Source organism: Streptomyces sp. 3214.6 (genome assembly GCF_900129855.1).
In the GTDB taxonomy this organism is placed as follows: domain Bacteria; phylum Actinomycetota; class Actinomycetes; order Streptomycetales; family Streptomycetaceae; genus Streptomyces; species Streptomyces soliscabiei.
In genome coordinates this window covers 5,103,550-5,123,226 of sequence record NZ_LT670819.1, presented here as the reverse complement: position 1 = coordinate 5,123,226, position 19,677 = coordinate 5,103,550, and the positions used below count along the sequence as shown (strand labels likewise).

Below are 19,677 nucleotides of genomic sequence, written 5' to 3'. Positions count from 1 at the left end.
GGGACGTCCGTCTCAGGTTGTAGGGGTGGTGCCTGCCCCACCTCCTGAAGGTGGACGAACAGGCGTCGACTACTACGGGATGACCCCTGGGGTGACCCCCGACGGGACGATCCGGACTCCGGCTCGCAGCCCGGTCCGGGCCCGTGCCCGCCCGTCCGGTCCGGGTGCTCACCGTCCAGGCAGGGTGCTCACCCGTCCGACGTCAGGACCAGGCCCGAGGTCGGCACCCCGGTCCCCGCCGTCACCAGGGTCCGGCTCGCGCCGGGTATCTGATTCACGGACGTGCCGCGCAGCTGTCGTACGGCCTCCGCGATGCCGTTCATCCCATGGAGGTACGCCTCGCCGAGCTGGCCGCCGTGCGTGTTCAGCGGCAGCCGGTCCGCCACCACGAAGGCCGCGGCCTCGCCGGGCGCGCAGAAGCCGAACTCCTCCAGCTGCATCAGCACGAACGGCGTGAAGTGGTCGTACAGGATCCCGACGTCGATGTCGGCCGGCGCCAGCCCGGAGCTCCGCCACAGCTGGCGGGCGACCACGGACATCTCCGCCAGGCCCGTCAGATCGTCGCGGTAGAAGCTGGTCATCTGCTCCTGGGCCCGCCCGGCGCCCTGGGCCGCCGCGGCGACCACGGCGGGCGGATGCGGCAGGTCGCGGGCCCGTTCCACCGAGGTGACGACCAGCGCCTGGCCGCCGTCCGTCTCCTGGCAGCAGTCCAGCAACCTGAGCGGCTCGGCGATCCAGCGGGAGGCCGCATGGTCGGCGAGGGTGATCGGACGTCCGTGGAAGTACGCCGCCGGGTTCGCCGCCGCGTGGCGACGGGCCGTGACCGCGACCGGCCCGAAGGCCTCCTCAGGGGTCAGCCCGTAGGTGTACAGGTACCGCTGCGCCGCCATCGCCACCCAGGAGGCGGGCGTGAGCAGCCCGAACGGCAGCGTCCAGCCGAGCGCCGTCCCCTCCGCCGAGGGCTCGCGATGCCGTACGCCCGAGCCGAAACGACGCCCGGAACGCTCGTTGAAGGCGCGGTAGCAGACGACGACCTCGGCGACGCCCGTCGCGACGGCGAGCGCCGCCTGCTGCACGGTCGCGCAGGCCGCCCCACCCCCGTAGTGGACCCGGGAGAAGAACGACAGCTCGCCCATCCCGCAGGCCTGCGCCACGGTGATCTCGGGGCTCGTGTCCATCGTGAACGTCACCAGACCGTCCACGTCGGAGGGCGTGAGCCCCGCGTCGGCGAGCGCGGCCTGGACCGACTCCACCGCCAGCCGCAGCTCGCTGCGCCCCGAGTCCTTGGAGAACTCCGTGGCCCCGACACCGACGATCGCCGCCCGCCCGCCCAGAGCGTCCCGCGTCCTGACACTCATCGCCCGGCCCCTTCCGGCCCATCAGGCCCGTCAGGGATGGTGACCGTCACGGTCCCGCTGACGTGTCGGCCGATGCCGTTGTCGCCGGTGATCCGTACGACGATCAGGTCCGGGTCGCGTACGTCCTCGACCGTGCCCCGCAACACCATCGTGTCCCCGGGGTAGTTGGGTGCCCCGAGCCGGATGGCGACCTTGTGCAGGACCGTGGCGGGGCCGAAGAAGTCGGTGATGTAGCGGCCGACCAGGCCGTTGGTGGTGAGGATGTTCATGAAGACGTCCGGGGAGCCCTTGGCGCGGGCCGCCTCGGGGTCGTGGTGGACGTCCTGGTAGTCGCGCGAGGCGAGCGCACCGGCGACGATCAGGGTGCGGGTGACCTCGATCTCCAGCGGCGGCAGTTCGTCCCCCGGTTTCACGCGGCCACCTCCCGCGCGCGGAAGACGGGCAGCACCAGCTCGTCGTCGTAGGCCCGGAACTCCAGCTCCACCGGCATCCCGATACGCACCTTGTCGTACGGCACGTCGACCACGTCACTGATGATCCGGACGCCCTCGGCGAGTTCGATCAGTCCGATCGCGAAGGGCGGGGAGAAGGCCGGGAAGGGCGGGTAATGCATCACGACGTACGAGTAGACCGTGCCCTCGCCGCCCGCTTCGACGGTGTCCCACCGCGCCGCGCCACAGGCGTTGCAGCCGGGGAGCCACGGAAAGCGGAGGGTGTCGCAGGCGGTGCAGCGCTGAATGAGGAGGCGGTGCTGCCGGACTCCCTCCCAGAAACCGGCGTTGTCACGGTTGACGACGGGGCGGGGGCGCAGCTCCTGGGGTTGCCGGGAATCCGGCTGCCGCGGCTCCCTCTGCCCTCGTGGGGCCTGCTGCCCTGGCGTGGACTGCCCTTGTGTGGACTGCCGCTCTCGTGGGTGCCGCTCTCGTGGGTGCTGCTCTCGCGCGGCCGGCGCGTACTTCAGGATGCGGAAACGGTGGGTGCCGACAAGGGTCTCGCCGACGCGGACGTCCGTTCGAGTCGTGACGAAGTAGCCGGTGCCCAGCTTGGTCGTCTTGCGCGGCGAGACCGACTCGATCACCGTGTCGAACGCGACCTCGTCCCCCGGTCGCAGCGGGTGCAGGTACTCCTGCTCGCAGTCGGTCGCGACGACCGAGGTGCAGCCCGCCTCGTCGAGGAGGGAGAGCAGCTCGTCGTAGGCCTGCGCGCGCCCCTCGTGACCGCTCAGGCCGCCCATGATCCACGCCTGGAGCATGGTGGGCGGGGCGATCGCGCGAGGGCCGGTGTACGCCGGGTTGAGGTCGCCCATCGCCTCGCACCAGTGCCGGATCATAGGTGCGTTGACAGGGTCCCGGCCGGTGCCGGCGACCACGGCGGGGCGGCCCACGTGGGCTTTCAGCCGTGGGTACAGCGGGTCCTCGTCCACCGGTGCACTCCCTTCAGGTCCCTTGCCGGAACAGATTTCTGACTGTCCGTCAGATATGATGGCCTGTCAATAAAGGCTTCAGCGACGTTCGGAAACGCGCCTGCGCGGCGGCACCGAAGCACCGCCGCGCAGACGCACCGCACCCAGTACGGTCCCCCCGGAGGACCGGCGCGCGGCGCCGACCCCCTCACATCACCACCACAGCGGGGCGAAGGACACCGCCACGTTGCTGTTGCCCTGATTGACGGCCGTGAACGCGGACCCGTTGACCTGCGCGGTATTGCTCTGGTTCGAGGCGCCCGATCCGACGGCGTTCTGCTGTGTGGTGGACGAGTTGCCGCGGTTGTCATGCCCGACGCCGCTGCCGACGATGCTCGCGACACCCGCGTTCGATCCGTCGTCCGCGAAGCCGCCGTTGCCCGCCGCCGCGACGCCGGTGAAGAGAGCGGCTGCCAGCGGGAGGGCGGAGACGGCGGCGATGACGCGGGCGGTACGGATGCTTGCCATGTTGTTCCTCCAGAGCGCGAAGTATGGGTTCCACCAGGCCGGTTGGCCGACCGTCCCGGCGTTTTGTGACGACGTCGCGAGACCAGAGTTGCCCACCGAATCCCCGGCGAACCACCCCGGAAGCCTCGATTAGCACTCAAGCGTGATGACAAGTCGATAAACCCCTAGCACCACTTTTCCTGCCCGTGTCCGCATAATCCCCGGCAACTCAGACATCAGCACCTCAGGCCTCACAAGGGACGAACCGTTCCGGCATTTTTCCCGCCCGCTCGGCCGCCCCCGGGCGCGTCACACCCCTGCCCCCCTTCCCTTTTTCGAACATACGTACGACCATGGATTCATGGCCACCACCGACCGGTACCCCCGGCAGGCCACCACGCTGGCCCTCGCCCACGCCTTGTCGGCCGCCGAACGCGGCCTGGCCGTCATCCCCCTGTCCCGAACCAAACTCCCGGCCCTGCGCTCCCCCCACCGCGACGCCCCGGAACCGGCGGAACGGGCAGGACCGACGGGACCGACGGGACCGGCGGGACCGACGGGACCGACGGGACCGGCGGGGCCACCCTGCCGCGGCGAGTGCGGCCGCTTCGGCCACGGCGTGTACGACGCCTCCGCCGACCCCGCCCGCGTCCGCGAGATGTTCGCCGCCGCGCCCTGGGCCACCGGCTACGGCATCGCCTGCGGCCTGCCCCCGCACCACCTCATCGGCGTGGACCTGGACACCAAGTCGGACACGGACTCCACCGCCGCCCTGCGCGAACTCGCCCTGCGGCACCTGTTCACGATCCCGCCCACGATCATCGTCCTCACCCCGTCCGGGGGCCGCCACCTCTGGCTCACCGGCCCGCCGGACGTCGTCGTCCCCAACTCGGCCGGCCGCCTCGCCCCCGGCATCGACATCCGGGGCGCCGGCGGCTATCTGGTCGGCCCCGGCTCCCGCACCGCCCACGGCGCCTACGCCACGGCCCCCGGCACCGCCCACCTCACCCCGGCACCGTGCCCCCGCTCACTCCTGCGCCTCCTCCTCCCGCCGCCCCGCACGCCCCACCGCGGACCGGCGGGTGCGGACTCGACGGCGGGCGGCGCACACGGCCGCGGCCTGGTCCAGTTCGTCCTGGCCGCGCACGAGGGCCAGCGCAACACCCGCCTGTTCTGGGCGGCCTGCCGGGCCTACGAGGACGGGATCGGCCCGGAGCTGTCCGAGGACCTCGTCGACGCGGCCGTACGAACCGGCCTGACGCCACGAGAGGCGCGGGCGACGGTCGCCTCGGCGGCCCGCATGACCCGGGACAGCACCCCTGGAGCCCCCTAGGGTGTGAAGACCTGTTCCAGCCGGTGGATGGCCCCGTCGTCACCGGTCTCGTAGCGGAACACGAGACCGGAGTCGGGGTGCGCGTCGATCCAGTCGATCAGCTCCTGCACGCCGATGCGCTGGTTCTCGGCGCCACCGGTGATGGGGTTGGTGGCGGTGACATACGCGGCCTGGTCCAGGGCCCACCGACTCTCCTCCCCGGTGACGACGAACGGCGCACCGTCCGTGTCCTTCCCGGGGCACCCCCAGACCCCGTGCTGGATGACGAGATTCACCTTGCCGGTGCTCCCGGCCAATTCCTCGACCCGGTAGACGGCGAACTCGTCGGGGTCGACGTCGTCGGGGCCGGGGGTCGCGTCGGAACAACCACCGGCGGGCGAGGCGGCGACGGCCGCCCCGGAGACGACGGACCCAGCGGGCGCGGCGGGCGCAGCGGCGGCTGGTGAGGCGGCAGCGGGGGTGGCGCCGGAGTGGCCACCCGCAGCACCCGCAGCACCCGCGGCACTCGCAGCACTCGCAGCACCTGCGGCGCCCCCGGCCGCCGGACTGGAGGACGACCCCGCACCCGCGGCACTCGCCTTCGCCCCGCCGTCGGCCCCATCCGCCTGACACCCGACGAGCACAGCGCTCAACGTGACGGCGGCAAGCACACCGACGACGGATCTGAGCCGGTTGACCTTCATAGGGACGTCCCCCCTGTTCACGGGCGACCGCTCGACCGGTCGCTCCCGAGGCGGGACGGTAACAACGCCGCTGGTCACAGGGCAGCACAGCAAGCCCTTACGTCACACAGCCGGGACAAAGCCGTCACGGACCCCGGACGGGTGTGACGGGGGAAGGGGTCAGCGGCTGCGGGAAACCTGTCGGTGTCGGGCCGCAGGTTGGCCACACACGCTGCTCAGGAGCGGGACACCGGCGAACCCGGGTGAGACGGACCGCAAACAGAAGGGGTACCCCTCAGCGAGAGGCACCCCTTCTGAACTGCAACCTTCTGACCTGCTGCGGTGGGTGTGGGATTTGAACCCACGGTGACATCGCTGCCACGACGGTTTTCAAGACCGTTCCCTTAGGCCGCTCGGGCAACCCACCTGCGCCCCGGCCCACCTGGGGCGGAGCGGGTACAGACTACCGGGCGCAGACGCTGCTCGGGGGGCGTGGTCCACACGGGGTCCACTGACTCCGTACGCACCCCATACCCGATACGCCGATCACCGGCACCCGGTCCGCAGGACCCGGCCAACGCGGGTAAGCGTAGGGCCTGTGCCGGCCTTGCCGGCGTCCCCAGAGCGCCGGTGTCTACGGAGGTACAACTTTCCCTACGGGTTCCAGGGTGGGACCAGGACTTCAACATGACTCCGCCGCAGGTCAGCGCAGCAACCGGCCCCAGAGAACCCAAAGCTTTCCAAGCTGATGTTCCCTGGTGGGCTCCAGGCCCGTACCCGAGGAGGCCCCAGCTCGACGACACACCTCTACTCCCTGGATTCTCCCCTGCCGCTTGGCCGCTCCAGCCCCGGAGTGCAGCGAACGGCGGAACATCTCGTCAAGGTGACGCGAAAAGAGTCGAACTTGCGCCCCTCTGCTGAGCGGTCTGAGATCCTGGAGTCCGATCGAGAGGGGCCGTAGGTATGGAGTGGAAGACCCACGGTGAGCGTCAGATCTACACCAACCCTTGGGTGAACCTGTGCTTGGTGGACGTCCAACAGCCTGACGGGCGCAGGTGGGAGTACCACGTCGTTCGCCTGCGGCACCTGGCCGTGGCTGCCGTGGTCAACGACCGCCATGAGGTGCTGATGATGTGGCGGCACCGCTTCATCACGGACTCCTGGGCCTGGGAGTTGCCCATGGGCCTGGTGGAGGAGGGCGAGTCTCCTGAGGAGGCGGCGACGCGTGAGGTCTTGGAGGAGACGGGCTGGCGTCCTGGTCCCATCAAGCCTCTGATCTATGCCGAGCCGGCCAACGGCATCACCGACTCACAGCACCACGTCGTCCGTGCGGACGGGGCGACTTACGACGGTCCGCCCACGGAGAAGAACGAGTCCGACCGCATCGAGTGGATCCCGCTCAGCGAGATACGCGGGATGATCGACCGCCGCGAGATCGTGAGCAGCGGATCCCTCGTCGGCCTCCTGTACGTCCTCATGGATGAAGCGATCCGCTGACCGGTGGCAGGAGCTCCCGTAGCCGCGTCTCGAAAGCCAGGGCTACGAGCTCCTGCCTGTGTGGGTCCAACTGGTCGTAGAACTCCCTGAGGTGGCCTGACACTCGCTCCGACGCCACCGCCGACGCGGGCTCCAGAGCTTGGGTGGCCGTGTGGCACGCCTGGTCGAGCTTGCCTTGGTCCAGCTGCGTACGAGCCAGCCAGAAGGCGTGAAACGCACGCCCACGCTGATTGGTGTGGGCCTCCCGACGCAAGGCATCCGCGATCAACGGTTCAGCCCTCGCGGCCTCGCCCAGTCGGCCGTGGGCAATGCCCGTGTCCACTATGAGCTTCGGTTCATCGAAGTAGCTCACCCACGACGGGTCCGGGTCGCTCGCCTGGATCTGCTCGAATTGACGGTGTGCCTCGGCGATCGCCCGGTGAGTGGACGTCTGGCTGCCGAGCGTGGCGTGGGCGAAGGCTTCCCGCATGGACAGCATCGACAGAACGCGCGGGGTGGTGTCGCTAGCCGAGGATGGCGTCCCGCGTGGTGGTGTAGGCGATCACCGTGCGGGTGTGCGCGGGCGGGTGCCCGGGGCGTGCATCCGGTGACCGCTTCCGCTCCCTGCGCATAGGGCAGGCCACCGTGCAAATCTCCCTGGTGAACGGCCAGTTCAACCCGGGAGGTGCCCGATGGCCTTGTCCCAGTCTGACCTACAACGCCTGCTGGAGTCACTACGCACGGCGGACGGGATCGAGCTCGTCCGCAACGTCGCCGAGCGCATGCTGCAAGAGCTGATCGAGGCCGAGCTCAGCGGCCGGATCAGCGCCCAGTGGAACGAGCACACCGAGGACCGCACCGGCTACCGCAACGGTCATCGCGACAAGACCCTCGCCACCCAGGCCGGCGATCTGGACCTGGCCATCCCGAAGCTGCGCAGCGGCAGCTTCTTCCCCAGCCTGCTGGAACGTCGGCGTCGCATCGACCAGGCCCTGTATGCGGTCATCATGGAGGCGTACGTGCACGGGGTGTCCACCCGTTCGGTCGACGACCTGGTCAAGGCGCTCGGCGCGGACAGCGGCATCTCCAAGAGTGAGGTCTCGCGGATCTGCGGTGGCCTGGACGAACAGCTTACGGTCTTCCGCGGCCGGCCCCTGGACCACAGCCGCTTCCCCTACCTCTACCTGGACGCGACCTACTGCAAGGTGCGCGTGAACCACCGGATCGTCTCCCAGGCCGTGGTCATTGCCACCGGCATCAGCGAGGACGGTGGCCGGGAGGTGCTGGGCGTGATGGTCGGTGACAGCGAGACCGAGGCGTTCTGGAGCGAGTTCCTGCGCTCCTTGCGCGAACGTGGCCTGGGCGGGGTCCGTCTGGTGATCTCCGACAGTCACAGCGGCCTGGTGGCCGCGATCCGCAAGGTCATGCTCGGCGCCGCCTGGCAGCGTTGTCGTGTCCATTTCCTGAGGAATGTGTTCTCCGTGATCCCCAAGGGATCCGGGGAAATGGTCGCGGCCACCATCCGCACCATCTTCATCCAGCCCACCGCCGAAGCCGTCTATCACCAGCTCGATGCGGTGGCCGACATGCTCGGGCAGCAGTTTCCCAAGGTCAGGCAGATGCTTCTGGACGCCAAGGAGGACCTGACCGCCTTCGCCGCCTTCCCCATCTCCCACTGGAAGAAGATCCAGTCCTCAAATCCCCTGGAGCGGATCAACCGTGAGATCAAGCGCCGCACCGACGTCGTGCAGGTCTTCCCCAACCCGGCCGCGCTCGAACGACTGGTCACCGCCGTGCTCAGCGAGATGCACGACGAATGAGTCGCCTTCCCCCGCCGCTACCTGTCCGAAGGCAGCATGACGGCCATCTACGCCGCCGAACACGTCGACCGCACCACCCCTGCACTCCCCAACACCCCGAACGCTACGGACGGTTGATCGCTTACACCATCACGGGGGACGTGACCTAGCCGAGCGGGCCTGGTCCTGGGCGGCGGTCACGAGTGCCAGTGAGTCCGCGGGCTTGTCCTGGTAGGTCGCCTGCAAGCTCATGCAGGCAAGCACGTTGGCCATGAACTGGCGGTCATCGATGGCCTTGGCGAGTTGCAGGGCCTCGGTGAAGTAGGCGCGGGCCTGGTTGTACTGGCGGGCGTCGAAATAGGTCCAGCCGGTGAGCCGTGCAAGCTCGGCCGCAATTCCGTAAAGGCCGTTCTGGATGGCCGGCGGTCGGCTTTCCTTCAGGAGCCCGACCACATATCGAAGCTGCCCGACGACAGCCGGCCTGAGAGCCTCCCCGCCGTGCTGGTCGTCTCGCCGCCAGTAGTCCTCGATGGAGGACCGGAAGGCTTCAAGTGTGGCTGCGCTGAGGTTGGTTCGCGTGGTCAGAGCAAGGATGCTGTCCACATCGGGCCCCGGCAGAGACGCAGGAGTCTGCTGTTCCGGCTCCGGCGCTTGGGGTGCCTCGCGCTCGGTGTGCGCCAGAGCCTGGGGCGTCTCCCAGGGGCGCCGGGCGAGACCGAGCATGTGCCCTGGGGTGCGCAGGCCGTCTGCGATGCGTTCGACGACGTCCATATGCAGCAACTGACGGCGGCCCGCGATCACTTCGCCGACTCGGCTGGGCGTCAGCTCGCATCGCCTCGCGATCATCGACGGGTAGATGCCCGCCCTAGTCTTCACCAGCCGGAAGACTCTGCCGAAGTCCCGTACTCGGCACGCGTTGATCATCTCGGGATCGGTGAGCAACCGGGCAGGCAATTCCTGCGGCCGGTCGGCGTCGGGCATCGGGCCAGCTCCCACACTGCGAGGGCTACGCAACGTCGCGGATTCTCTACTTGCCGCGACGTTACCCAAGTTGGGTAATCAGCCTGACCTTTTGGCAGGGGTGCCCGGGTCGCGATGCTCGTGTGCATGGCGAGCAATCAGCAGACCAGGCCAGACATTGGCGAACTGGCGAAGGACAGTGCCAGCGGACGCATCGGCGTCGTCATGGGTGAGATCGGCGGTCACGTGCAGCTATGAAACGCCCCGGTTCCTCACGGGCGGGCGTCGACATTCTGAGGACGAACAGGCCATGTTGGTCACCCGCGCGGCACTCGCCGCTCCGTTTGCGTTGTCCGTGAGCACGACGCAGCACGGGCGTTCCATCCTCCTGGGGGTGTTCTCCTGGGTGGCTGTAAACCTCTCACGGCCCGAAGTCCGCAAGGATCGGCACTGGTTTGACCTGGGCGTCGGGCTGGACTGGGCGGGTGAACAGCTTCAAGGGCGGATCTACGAGATTGACAGTAAGGAGAGCTGATGGCTGGCGTAACGGTGACGGTCTGCCTGCCGGCCGAGGCTGCGGACGATGTCGAAGGGGCGCTCGCGAAGGCCCTCGCGCCCTTCGACTCCGATTCAGGAAACAACCCTGTCAGCCGTGGCATGTGGGACTCCCGCCGCATCCGCGGTGGCAGCAACGGCGGGGGTTTCGCCGTCGCCCCTGGGCACGAGGACGATCCCCGGCTCATCCATGACGACCCTGCACCCGACGGCACACCCCGCCCCAGCGCCCCGGGCGTCTGCGCCGGAGGTCCGCGCGCCCTGCTCGACTTCTCCCAGCCACACTTGGCTTCCGAGCGTGCCGCCGCCGCGTCGTGGGATCTGTGGCACAGCCTGTCCGCCGTGCACCCCGCGGCGGTTCCTCTCTCGGACTTCGTGGACCGCTGGCTGAACGATCCTGACGCATTCCCCGGTGATCGGTATGGAGACGAGATGTTCTCCGCCTACCGGGCCCAGCCGCTGATCGGGGCGTACCTCGATCACCCCTTCAGCCTGGACCTGGGATATCTGGGCTTCCTGGGCGACACCGATCCTTCGGAGCACCCCGTCATCGGCTACAAGGGAACCCGCGCCGCGTACATCCGAGATCACACGTGGCCCGAACCTCCGAATACGGATGTACTCACTCTGGATGGCTGGTGGCTGGAGGGTTACGAGCGCGGTATGGCCGTCCACGCCTTCTGTGATCCTGCGCTGTGTCCGCACGACTCTCCGCGTCCCGCCGTATGGCCGGGCAGCGAGGCGTACCTCGCGAACCTTCCCGGAGACACGCTCCTTGTCCGGGTCCACTGCCACTGCTGACGTGGCGCATCGGGCTGGCCTTGCAGAGGCTTCAGGCGCGGAGCGTGGTCCACGCCTGGTCCACACGCACTGATCCGCACCGCGACAATGCCGCATCAAGGTGAGACAGCCCCACGCAGAGGGGGTGCCCCTCAATGAGAGGCACCCCCTCTGACCAGCATGTCTATGACCTGCGGAGTGGGCGGGATCCAGGCCCCCGGAGACGCTTTCGCGTCCTCACGTTTTTCAAGACCGTTCCCTTAGGCCCTGTCCTGTCGATCGCGGCCGTCACACACTCCGATGAAGCTCACCGTTTCCGTCATGTCCGCCCGCCCGGTACGCAGCCTTGGCACGCCTTCCTTCTCAAATCCCACTGAGATGCCGCAGTACAGCACAAGCTCGTCATCGGCTCCGACTGTTCGGCTGACGGTCTTGCGGTACATGGTCCACATCACCTGGGGGCAGCTGTGCAACCCTTCCGCCCTCAGCAACAGCATGACCGTCTGCAAGTACATCCCCGCATCACCCCACTGTCCGGGCCCCATCGTCCGGTCGAGGTAGCAGAACAAGACGACCGGCGCTCCGAACGCCTCCGAGTTCAAGGTAGCGATCTTCTGGGGCCGGTCGGGGGCGTCGCGCTCAATCCCCAGCGCTTCGTATCGCTGAGCCGCCGCAGCGGAGAAGCGGTCCAGATACGGCGAGGTCAGTTCGTCCGGGTACATCGGATACTCCCGCTCATCACCCAGGTCTCCCGCCAGTGCCCTGGCCGTCGCGCGCCTCTTCAGTTCGGCCAAGGGTTCGCCGCTCACGACATACATGTGCCACGGCTGGAGGTTCCCGCTGGACGGAGCCCGCGTTGCTGCGGTCAGCACTCGTTCGAGGACCTCCTTGGGCACCGGCTCATCGCTGAACGCCCGTACGGCCCGGCGGCTGTCCACGGCCTCATACACATCCACGTCTTCGCGTCCTCTCATTCAACCGGGCCCCTCCACCGTATTCAGCGGTCAGGACCGAGCATCGCTGGGGCTGGACGCGTCGCGACGATCAGTCAGTCGTTGATACGACTATGGGGAGTAGGAGTGATCTGACAGATGCCCAGTGGGAGCTGCTGGAGCCGCTTCTGCCGGTGAGCAACGGGCGTTGCGGCAGGTGGCGGGACCATCGCCAGGTCGTGAACGGGGTGCTGTACCGGATACGCACGGGCGTGCAGTGGCGCGATTTGCGGGTCCGGTCGGAACTGATCGACCGGCTGGCGGAGGTGGTGGTAGTGCGGGAGGTGAGGCGCTCGGCCGCTCGCGTGGCGGGTTCACTACCAGGATCCACCTGAGTGCGGACGGCCACTGCCGGGTGCTCTCGCTGGTCATCACGCCCGGGCAATACGCCGACTGCACCCAGTTCGAGTCGGTCATGGACAGGATCCGCGTGCCGCGGCTGACCTGCGGCAGGCCGCGCACCAAGCCCGACAGCGTCAGCGCCGACAAGGGCTACAGCAACCGCCGAACCCGCCGATACCTGCGCAGACGAGGAATCCGGCACGTCATCCCGAAGAAGGCCGACCAGGCCGCCAACCGGGTCCGACGCGGCAACGCCGGGGGTCGGCCGCCCGGTTTCGACAGGCACCGCTACAAGAAGCGCAACACCGTCGAACGGGCGATCAACAGGCTGAAGACCTTCCGCGCGGTTGCGACCAGGTTCGACAAGCGCGGCTACGTCTACCTCGGCACCGTCACCGCAGCCGCACTCGTCATCTGGCTCCGCTCGTGATCGCCAGGACAGGCCCTAGAACTCCTAACGAAATGAGTGGCGCGGAACGTTGGGGTCAGGTGGTCATGAGTCAGAGCGGTTCATGTCGACGGTCAAGTACTTCGCCCTGCTCGACGGCTTGAGCGTCACGTAATTCCCCAGGCGGAGGCTGTCGACGAGGGCCGCCCGCTCAGAAAGCGGGTGGGGCAAACCCTCACGAGTTTGAATCTCATACCCCCCGCAGCTACCGGCGCTCGGATCACGGGCCGTGCGCTGGAGGCGCCGTGCGGCGCGGTGCTGCTGGTGCGGGGCTGTTGGCCGATGCCCGCTGTGGTGCATCGCTGGCTGCGGGGCTGATCCCGGGCTCAGGGCCCTCACCCTCGGCTGTCTCGCCGGACTGCACCGCCATCCCCGTCTCTGTCGCTGTCCAGGCGGCGCAGTACAGCAGCAGCCTGGCCATGAAGTTGATCCACAACACGACGGCGACCGGCACGGCGAAAGCGCCGTACATGCTCTTCCCCGCGACACCCTGCAGATAGCCGGTCAGCAACCACTTGAGCAGTTCGAAGCCGACCGCACCGATCAGACCGGCCACCACGACCGCGCGCCGGCCGGGATGCACCCGCGCCAGCCGGGTGAGCAGGTAGACCAGCAGCAGGAAATCGACGAGCAGGGCGATGGCCAGACCCGCGAAGAACAGCAGCGCCCGTCCCGCCCCGCCCTCGATCCCGACCTTGTCGGCGGCCCAGCCAACCGCACTGTTCGCGAACACCGAACTGCCGATCGCGAGGAGCCCGACCACGCCGAGACCGACCAGCACGCCGGTGTCCTTGATCTTCAGCAGGATCGGATTCCCCGGGTCCTGCTCCTTCTCCCACACCGCGCGCAGGCACCCGCGCAGGGCGCCGACCCAGTTGATGCCGATCACGAGCAGCAGCACGCCCGCGATGAGCCCGACGGCTCCGGCGTGCGCGACGAGGCTCTCCAGGTCCAGCAGGTCCGAAAGGCCCGGCGCCTGGTCGGCGATCTTGTCCTGGAGTTTCCCGAGCTGGTCCTCGCTCAGCAGCTTGGCGCCGATCGCCGCGCCCACGGTGATCAGCGGGAAGAGGGCGACGAAACTCGTGAAGGTGATGGCGGCGGCGAGCCGGGCCCAGTGAACCGTGGCCAGCCGCTCGAACGCCCGCCACAGGTGCGTACGTCTCAGCCGTGCGATGCCAGGCAGCCTAGTCAGCCATTCCATGAAGAACACCCACACCCAGCGTACCCACGGCGAGAGCAGAGGCATCCAGCAGCGAAGCCCCAGCGGGCGCACCGCCCTTCCGCACCCAGGATCTTGCCGAACGCCGCTGAACGTGGATCTTCCAGTGGCTCATGGATGACGACTCGCGGCGGCCGACCAGCTCTCGCACTCGCTCGGCAGAGCGCGCAGTCGCCGCCAGCGGATGAGTGCGCATCCGAGGGTGAGGAATGCTTCGTGGATGTCGTCGCGTATCTCCCAGCGGATCCGCAGGCGGCGGAACCAGTGCAGGTGGGCGAACGCGCCGCTCCACCACCCAGCGTTGGGTGCCCAGGCCGGAGCCGTGCTCGGTGCCGCGGCGGGCGATCAGCGGCTTCACGCCCAGATCCCAGACCAGGCGGCGGTACTTGTCGTGGTCGTAGCCACGGTCGCCCAGTACCACATCCGGGCGGCGACGGGGCCGGCCACGCTTGCCGCGCACGGGCGGCATCGCCTGGAGGAGCGGGATCAGCTGGGTGACGTCGTTTCGGTTGCCGCCGGTCAGGGTCGCGGCAAGCGGGATGCCAGTGGCGTCGGTGATCAGGTGATGCTTGCTGCCCGTCCTGCCCCGGTCAACGGGGCTTCGTCCGCGTCCGACGCTCAACCGTGGGCAACAGCGGCTCGACCACCGCCCACAACTCGTCATCGACTTCCCACGGCTTCGGCCGAGCCACCCCACACTCCCAGATCACCAGTCCCGCAGTGATCCAACCACCCCGAAGATCATTTCGTTAGGAGTTCTTAGGCCGCTCGGGCAACCCACCCCGCGCCGCTCGTGATCGGCGGCGCGGGACGAGAGTAACGGGTGGGCACGCGCGCGTGGGGGCAGTGGGTGCCGGACCGGGGAGGTACGCGCGCGTGGGTTGGTGGGATTGGCCCCTGGGGTCAGCTGTCGCCCTTGCGGGAGGCGAGGGTGAGGTCGACGGTGTGGGACTTGCCGCCGCGCTCGTAGGTGATCGTGACCTTGTCGCCGGGCTTGTGGGTCCAGATCTCGCCGATGAGGGTCGGGCCGCTGTCGATCACCATGTCGTCGAGCTTGGTGATGACGTCGCCGGGCTTGAGGCCGGCCTGGGCCGCCGGGCCGCCCGCCTCGATGGCGGAGGCGCCGTTCGCACCCTGTTCGGTGATCTTCGCTCCGCCCGTGGACTCCTCCAGGGAGACGGATGCGCCGATCTTGGCGTACACGGGCTGGCCCGTCTTGATCAGCTGCTGGGCGACGTACTTGGCCTGGTTGATCGGGATGGCGAAGCCGAGGCCGATCGAGCCGGACTGGGTGGTGCCGCCCAGGCCTCCGCCGCCGGTGGACTGGATCGCGGAGTTGATGCCGATGACGTTGCCCGAGGCGTCCAGCAGCGGGCCGCCTGAGTTGCCCGGGTTGATCGAGGCGTCCGTCTGCAGGGCGCTCATGTAGGACGAGGTGCTGTTGGTGCCGTCGGAGGACGCCACCGGGCGGTTCTTGGCGCTGATGATGCCCGTCGTGACCGTGTTGGACAGGCCGAAGGGGGCGCCGATGGCGATCGTCGAGTCGCCGACCGCCACCTTGTCGGAGTCGCCGAGGGCGAGGGGCTTCAGGTCCGACGGAGCGTTCTTGAGCTTGATGACGGCGACGTCGTAGCCCTGGGCGTGTCCGACGACCTCGGCGTTGTACTTCTTGCCGTCGGGGAAGGTGGCCGTCACCTTGCCGCCGTCGACCGCGTCCGCGACGACGTGGTTGTTGGTGACGATGTGGCCCTGGGTGTCGAAGACGAAGCCGGTGCCGGTGCCGCCCTCGCCGTTGCTGGACTCGGCCTCGATGGTGACCGTGCTGGGCAGCGCCCTGGCGGCGACCCCGGCGACCGTGCTCGGGTCCCGCTTGATGTCGCCGCCGCTGGTGGAGGCGGAGACGGTGGTCGAGCCGCTGTTGTCGTCGTTCTTGGCGAGCGTGTAGCCGAGGCCGCCGCCCAGGCCGCCCGCGACCAGCGCGGCGACCAGGATCGCGGCGACGAGACCGCCGCGGCCACGGCTCGGCTTGGGTGCGGGCTGCTGGTAGGCGGCGCCCCAGCCGGTCCCGTCCGCCCCACCGGCGCCGCCTGCTCCGGGCTCTGCAGTGCCGTACGCGTGCGTGCCCGCGCCGGGGTCGGCGTACAGCGGTGTGGCCGGGGGCGGTGTCGGCCAGTCGTCGCCGGGGGCGGCCGGGGGGCCCTGCGGGGCCGGGGAGGGCGCCTGTGCGGCGGTCGGCGGCGGCCAGTCGCCGTCGGCCGGGGCCGGTGCTCCCTGGGGCGCGGCGGGCGGCGGCCAGCCGGCCTCGGGCGGGCCCGCCGGGGTGGCCGGGGCGGCTTCCGGCGCCTGCGGGGAGGCCGCGGGAGATTCCACCGGCACGGGGGGTGCGGACGGGGCTGGGGGTACCTGGGTGCCCTCGTTCTTGCCCTCGTTCTCGGTGCTCACAGCTCTTCTCCTCGATCCACGGCTGTTGTCGTCGGTCGCACTGGGTCACGCTCGTCGGCGCTCGTCGCGCTTCGTCGCACACTCTGTCGTCGACCCGGCGCGCTGAAGCTGTGCATGTGCTTTTGTACGTCTCAGCATTTCCCACGGGCCGTCAGAGCACCATAAGCGGTGGCTGTGGGTCCATGGCCATTCTTTATAAGGGTCATTGCGTACAATAAGTGCGCATCCTCGAAACATCTCAGAGGGTTCTCAGACGGCGGCGCCCCGGTGGCACGATGACGCGGTGACTCACGCACGGCAGCACCATATTCAAGTCGTCGCTCACCGCGGCGCCTCCGAGGAGGCCCCCGAGCACACCCTGGCCGCGTACAAGAAGGCGATCGAGGACGGTGCGGACGCCCTCGAGTGCGATGTAAGGCTGACCGCCGACGGCCATCTCGTCTGTGTACACGACCGTCGTGTCAACCGTACGTCCAACGGCCGCGGCGCGGTCTCCGCCCTGGAACTCGCCGATCTCGCGGCGCTGGACTTCGGCTCCTGGAAGACGCGGGAGGCGCGCGAGGCCTGGCACGCGCGCGTGGAGGATCCCGACTGGGAGGTGCGGCCCGAGGACCGCGAGGAGACGTCGGTGCTGACCCTGGAGCGGCTGTTGGAGCTCGTCTCCGACGCGGGGCGCCGGGTGGAACTGGCCGTCGAGACCAAGCACCCGACACGCTGGGCCGGACAGGTGGAGGAGCGGCTGCTGGTGCTGCTGAAGCGGTTCGGTCTGGACGCGCCGGCCTCGGCGGCCGAGTCCCCGGTGCGGATCATGAGCTTCTCGGCGCGTTCGCTGCATCGCGTGCGAGCCGCCGCGCCGACGATGCCGACGGTGTACCTGATGCAGTTCGTCTCGCCACGGCTGCGTGACGGGCGGCTGCCCGCGGGGGTGGAGATCGCCGGTCCGTCGATCCGGATCGTGCGCAATCACCCGGCGTACATCGAGCGTCTGAAGCGGGCCGGTCACCGGGTGCATGTGTGGACCGTGAACGAACCCGAGGACGTCGATCTCTGTGTCGAGCTGGGCGTCGACGCCATCATCACCAACCGGCCGCGCGCGGTCCTGCGACGACTGGGCCGCTGAACCCGCCCACCCCTCGACCTCACATAAGCCTCGACCTCACAAAAGCCTCGACTTCACAGAATCTCGACCCCGCAGAAGCCCCAAGATCGCCCCAGTGGCATCAGAAGTACTAACCAGCACCAACAGCACCAGAAGTCCCAACAACACCTCAAGTCCCATCCGCACCTCTTGACCTCACAGCGCGCCTACAGCATCCTCCGTTCTCGGCCATATCATCCAAATCAAGCCACTCACTGACAGGCCCCTCACAGGGAGTGCACCGGCGCGTTCGTTCCGTATCCGACCATTCCGAATGCGTCACGGGACCCGCATTGGCCGGTTTCCGGTACAGGCCAATGGGGCATCCACACCGTGGCGTGGGGCGAAGGAGGTCTCGGGGGTGGCGTTGGTGGTGGCACAGGAGGTGCCCGCGTCGTCGAGCATGGCCGTACCCCATGGTCCTGCGGGCGTGGGGAACGCGAGACACCGTATGCGCGATCAGTTGCGCAGCGGCGGGGTGTCGGAATCGGTCATCGACGACGCCGTACTGATCCTTTCCGAACTTTTGAGCAACGCGTGCAAGCACGGCAGGCCACTGGGCGACGCCCTGGCCGGCGACGGCGACGTCCGGGCCGCGTGGCGTGTCGATCAGGGTGGCCGGCTGGTGGTCGAGGTGACCGACGGCGGCGGCCCGACCCGTCCGGCCCCGGCGACACCCTCCGTCACCGCGCACGGCGGCCGCGGGCTCAACATCATCACGGCGCTGGCCGACGACTGGGGCGTCCGGGACGACGCGCGCGGCGAGGTCACGGTGTGGGTCGTCGTCCACGCCGATGTGTACGACCCCGACGCCGGCTGTCGTCGTGACGACTTCGCGTCCCGGGTCGCGGCCCCGTCGGTGGCGTCGATGGCCGACCTGGACTTCGCGGACGCGTTCGACGAGCTGGACTAGACCTGCGGATCGGCACCCGCCGCACACGGCCCGGTGAACACCGCGGGGGCCATGGTCCGCAGGCCGACCCGGCTCGCCCGGAGGCCCCGGGTTGTCCAGCGGCCCGCTGGTCGTCCACAGGCTCGGGGCCGTCCCCGAACACCGGTTGTCCACAGGTCCCGGTGACGGAGCGTACGAGCGGCTAGGCTCCCGCCCGTACAGACGAGCCGTACCCGGGAGACAGCCAGATGGCCAAGAAGCGACCCCAGACGAAGGCCGGACGGCCGCAGCTCACCGACGCCGAGGTCCCGGTCGTCGGCGCGCGGGAGCCCTGCCCGTGCGGCAGTGGCCGCCGCTACAAGGCCTGTCACGGCCGGGCCGCCGCGCATGCCGTGACCGAGCTGGTGCAGCGCCCCTTCGAGGGCCTGCCGGGCGAGGGCGACTGGGTGGCGCTGCGCGAACTGGTGCCGGCCGCCACGGTCGAGCTGACCCTGAAGGCCGGCCTGCCCGAGGGCGTCCCGTCGGTCGTGCTGGCCACGGTGCTGCCGATGGCCTGGCCCGCGCTGCGCCGCGACGACGGCTCGGTGCTGCTCGGCCTGCAGAACGACACGCCGTCGGGCGACATCAGCCGCGACCTGGCGGACACCCTGCAGCGGGCCCTGGAGGCGGACCCCGGTACCCCGGTGCAGGCGCGCCGTGCCCCGGCCGACGGTCCGCGGATGCAGGATCTGCTCGATCCCGAAGGCGCGTTCGAGCCAGTTGTCCACAGTGGCTTCGAGTTCTGGGTGCCGGACCCGCAGAACGCCGCGCCGGAGGTGGCCGCCTCCCTGGAGCGGGCCAACGCCGCGGCGATCCCGACGGTGAAGCTGACCGGTGTGGACGCCGCGTACTGGTGCGAGACCCCGGACAAGAACCATCTGCGCTGGGTCATGCCGTACCCGGAGGAACAACTTCTGGACGCCCTCGCGCGGCTGCACGCGGCGGGCCGTTCGAGCCTCGGCGAGGGCACACGCCTGGTGGGTTCCTTCCGGGCGCACGGCCTGACAGTCCCGGTCTGGGACCTGCCGAGCGCGATCACCGCGGACGACGTGGAGAAGCCGGCCGCAGAGTTCGCCGAGCGGCTCGCCAACGCCCTGGCCTCGGACGCACCGCTCACGGCCGACGAGCGGCGCGCGCGTGGCGGCCTGACCAACCGGCAGGTCACGCTCAGCTGACGCACAGGGAGCGAACCCGGCCGCACTGACCGACCGGTCAGCAGGCCGGGCGTCGGCGGCTGTCGTGACTGGGCTCACAACTGCCGTGCGGACAAGGCGAGTCGGCGCCAGAAGAGTCGATTCGCCGATGTCCGGAAAGCCGATGAAAACAAGAGATC

At 69.2% G+C, this 19,677-nt stretch carries 15 protein-coding genes, 1 tRNA gene and 5 pseudogenes; 9 read left to right on the top strand and 12 right to left on the bottom strand.

Going from position 1 to position 19,677, the window contains the following annotated elements:
• Positions 1-188 precede the first annotated feature (188 nt).
• The 4 genes from B5557_RS23045 to B5557_RS23030 all read right to left on the bottom strand — a co-directional run bounded on the left by B5557_RS23045 (position 189) and on the right by B5557_RS23030 (position 3,288).
• Complete coding sequence (locus B5557_RS23045) at positions 189-1,358, bottom strand: lipid-transfer protein (protein ID WP_079661255.1); 1,170 nt, start codon at positions 1,356-1,358, stop codon at positions 189-191.
• On the bottom strand, positions 1,355-1,771 hold the full coding sequence (locus B5557_RS23040; RefSeq protein ID WP_079661254.1) for a MaoC family dehydratase: 417 nt from the start codon (positions 1,769-1,771) through the stop codon (positions 1,355-1,357). The genes B5557_RS23045 and B5557_RS23040 overlap by 4 nt, the downstream gene beginning before the upstream one ends.
• Positions 1,768-2,781, bottom strand: coding sequence for a bifunctional MaoC family dehydratase N-terminal/OB-fold nucleic acid binding domain-containing protein (locus B5557_RS23035; protein WP_079661253.1), 1,014 nt, complete (start codon positions 2,779-2,781; stop codon positions 1,768-1,770). The genes B5557_RS23040 and B5557_RS23035 overlap by 4 nt, the downstream gene beginning before the upstream one ends.
• A gap of 192 nt (positions 2,782-2,973) precedes the next feature.
• Positions 2,974-3,288: a hypothetical protein gene (locus B5557_RS23030; RefSeq protein ID WP_079661252.1), complete on the bottom strand. Its 315-nt coding sequence runs from the start codon at positions 3,286-3,288 to the stop codon at positions 2,974-2,976.
• A gap of 340 nt (positions 3,289-3,628) precedes the next feature.
• Between B5557_RS23030 and B5557_RS23025 the strand changes: the two genes are divergently transcribed.
• Positions 3,629-4,600 carry a bifunctional DNA primase/polymerase gene (locus B5557_RS23025; RefSeq protein ID WP_079661251.1) on the top strand — a complete coding sequence of 324 codons (972 nt, stop codon included), beginning with the start codon at positions 3,629-3,631 and terminating at the stop codon, positions 4,598-4,600.
• On the opposite strand, the gene B5557_RS43820 is transcribed toward B5557_RS23025, so the two are convergent.
• Together B5557_RS43820 and B5557_RS23015 are read right to left on the bottom strand one after the other, a co-directional pair.
• Positions 4,597-5,283: a hypothetical protein gene (locus B5557_RS43820; protein ID WP_079661250.1), complete on the bottom strand. Its 687-nt coding sequence runs from the start codon at positions 5,281-5,283 to the stop codon at positions 4,597-4,599. The two genes, B5557_RS23025 and B5557_RS43820, sit on opposite strands and share 4 nt — an antisense overlap.
• Positions 5,284-5,602: 319 nt before the next feature.
• A tRNA-Ser gene (locus B5557_RS23015) sits at positions 5,603-5,689 on the bottom strand.
• A gap of 536 nt (positions 5,690-6,225) precedes the next feature.
• Between B5557_RS23015 and B5557_RS23010 the strand changes: the two genes are divergently transcribed.
• On the top strand, positions 6,226-6,759 hold the full coding sequence (locus B5557_RS23010) for an NUDIX hydrolase (RefSeq protein ID WP_079661249.1): 534 nt from the start codon (positions 6,226-6,228) through the stop codon (positions 6,757-6,759).
• On the opposite strand, the pseudogene B5557_RS23005 reads toward B5557_RS23010, so the two are convergent.
• Positions 6,737-7,267 (bottom strand): annotated as a pseudogene (locus tag B5557_RS23005) (hypothetical protein); the annotation flags it as partial. The gene B5557_RS23010 and the pseudogene B5557_RS23005 sit on opposite strands and share 23 nt — an antisense overlap.
• Before the next feature lie 163 nt (positions 7,268-7,430).
• Between B5557_RS23005 and B5557_RS23000 the strand changes: the two are divergent.
• Positions 7,431-8,675: pseudogene (locus B5557_RS23000) on the top strand (IS256 family transposase).
• Between the two features lie 15 nt (positions 8,676-8,690).
• Here the strand turns inward: B5557_RS23000 and B5557_RS22995 are convergent.
• Positions 8,691-9,518: pseudogene (locus B5557_RS22995) on the bottom strand (helix-turn-helix domain-containing protein); the annotation flags it as partial.
• A 289-nt stretch (positions 9,519-9,807) separates the two neighbouring features.
• Here B5557_RS22995 and B5557_RS22990 point away from each other — a divergent pair.
• Positions 9,808-10,032, top strand: coding sequence for a hypothetical protein (locus tag B5557_RS22990; protein WP_231976003.1), 225 nt, complete (start codon positions 9,808-9,810; stop codon positions 10,030-10,032).
• Positions 10,032-10,853: a hypothetical protein gene (locus B5557_RS22985; RefSeq protein WP_159424420.1), complete on the top strand. Its 822-nt coding sequence runs from the start codon at positions 10,032-10,034 to the stop codon at positions 10,851-10,853. The genes B5557_RS22990 and B5557_RS22985 overlap by 1 nt, the downstream gene beginning before the upstream one ends.
• Positions 10,854-11,092: 239 nt before the next feature.
• Here B5557_RS22985 and B5557_RS22980 read toward each other — a convergent pair whose 3' ends face one another.
• Complete coding sequence (locus tag B5557_RS22980; RefSeq protein WP_079661247.1) at positions 11,093-11,788, bottom strand: nitroreductase; 696 nt, start codon at positions 11,786-11,788, stop codon at positions 11,093-11,095.
• 110 nt (positions 11,789-11,898) lie between these two features.
• Here B5557_RS22980 and B5557_RS22975 point away from each other — a divergent pair.
• A pseudogene (locus tag B5557_RS22975) lies at positions 11,899-12,596 on the top strand (IS5 family transposase).
• Between the two features lie 238 nt (positions 12,597-12,834).
• Here the strand turns inward: B5557_RS22975 and B5557_RS22970 are convergent.
• The 3 genes and pseudogenes from B5557_RS22970 to B5557_RS22960 all read right to left on the bottom strand — a co-directional run bounded on the left by B5557_RS22970 (position 12,835) and on the right by B5557_RS22960 (position 16,275).
• Entirely contained in the window at positions 12,835-13,815 is a 981-nt protein-coding gene (locus tag B5557_RS22970) for a YihY/virulence factor BrkB family protein (RefSeq protein ID WP_079664941.1), read from the bottom strand.
• Between the two features lie 129 nt (positions 13,816-13,944).
• A pseudogene (locus B5557_RS22965) lies at positions 13,945-14,440 on the bottom strand (IS5 family transposase); the annotation flags it as partial.
• Positions 14,441-14,736: 296 nt separating this feature from the next.
• Positions 14,737-16,275, bottom strand: a complete 1,539-nt coding sequence (locus B5557_RS22960) for a S1C family serine protease (protein WP_079661246.1) — start codon at positions 16,273-16,275, stop codon at positions 14,737-14,739.
• A 283-nt stretch (positions 16,276-16,558) separates the two neighbouring features.
• On the opposite strand from B5557_RS22960, the gene B5557_RS22955 reads away from it, so the two are divergent.
• The 3 genes from B5557_RS22955 to B5557_RS22945 all read left to right on the top strand — a co-directional run bounded on the left by B5557_RS22955 (position 16,559) and on the right by B5557_RS22945 (position 19,519).
• Positions 16,559-17,395, top strand: a complete 837-nt coding sequence (locus tag B5557_RS22955; protein ID WP_079661245.1) for a glycerophosphodiester phosphodiesterase — start codon at positions 16,559-16,561, stop codon at positions 17,393-17,395.
• A gap of 292 nt (positions 17,396-17,687) precedes the next feature.
• Complete coding sequence (locus B5557_RS22950; RefSeq protein ID WP_079661244.1) at positions 17,688-18,326, top strand: ATP-binding protein; 639 nt, start codon at positions 17,688-17,690, stop codon at positions 18,324-18,326.
• A 227-nt stretch (positions 18,327-18,553) separates the two neighbouring features.
• Positions 18,554-19,519 (top strand): DUF5926 family protein, encoded by a 966-nt coding sequence (locus B5557_RS22945; RefSeq protein WP_079661243.1) that lies wholly within the window; start codon positions 18,554-18,556, stop codon positions 19,517-19,519.
• Positions 19,520-19,677 lie beyond the last annotated feature (158 nt).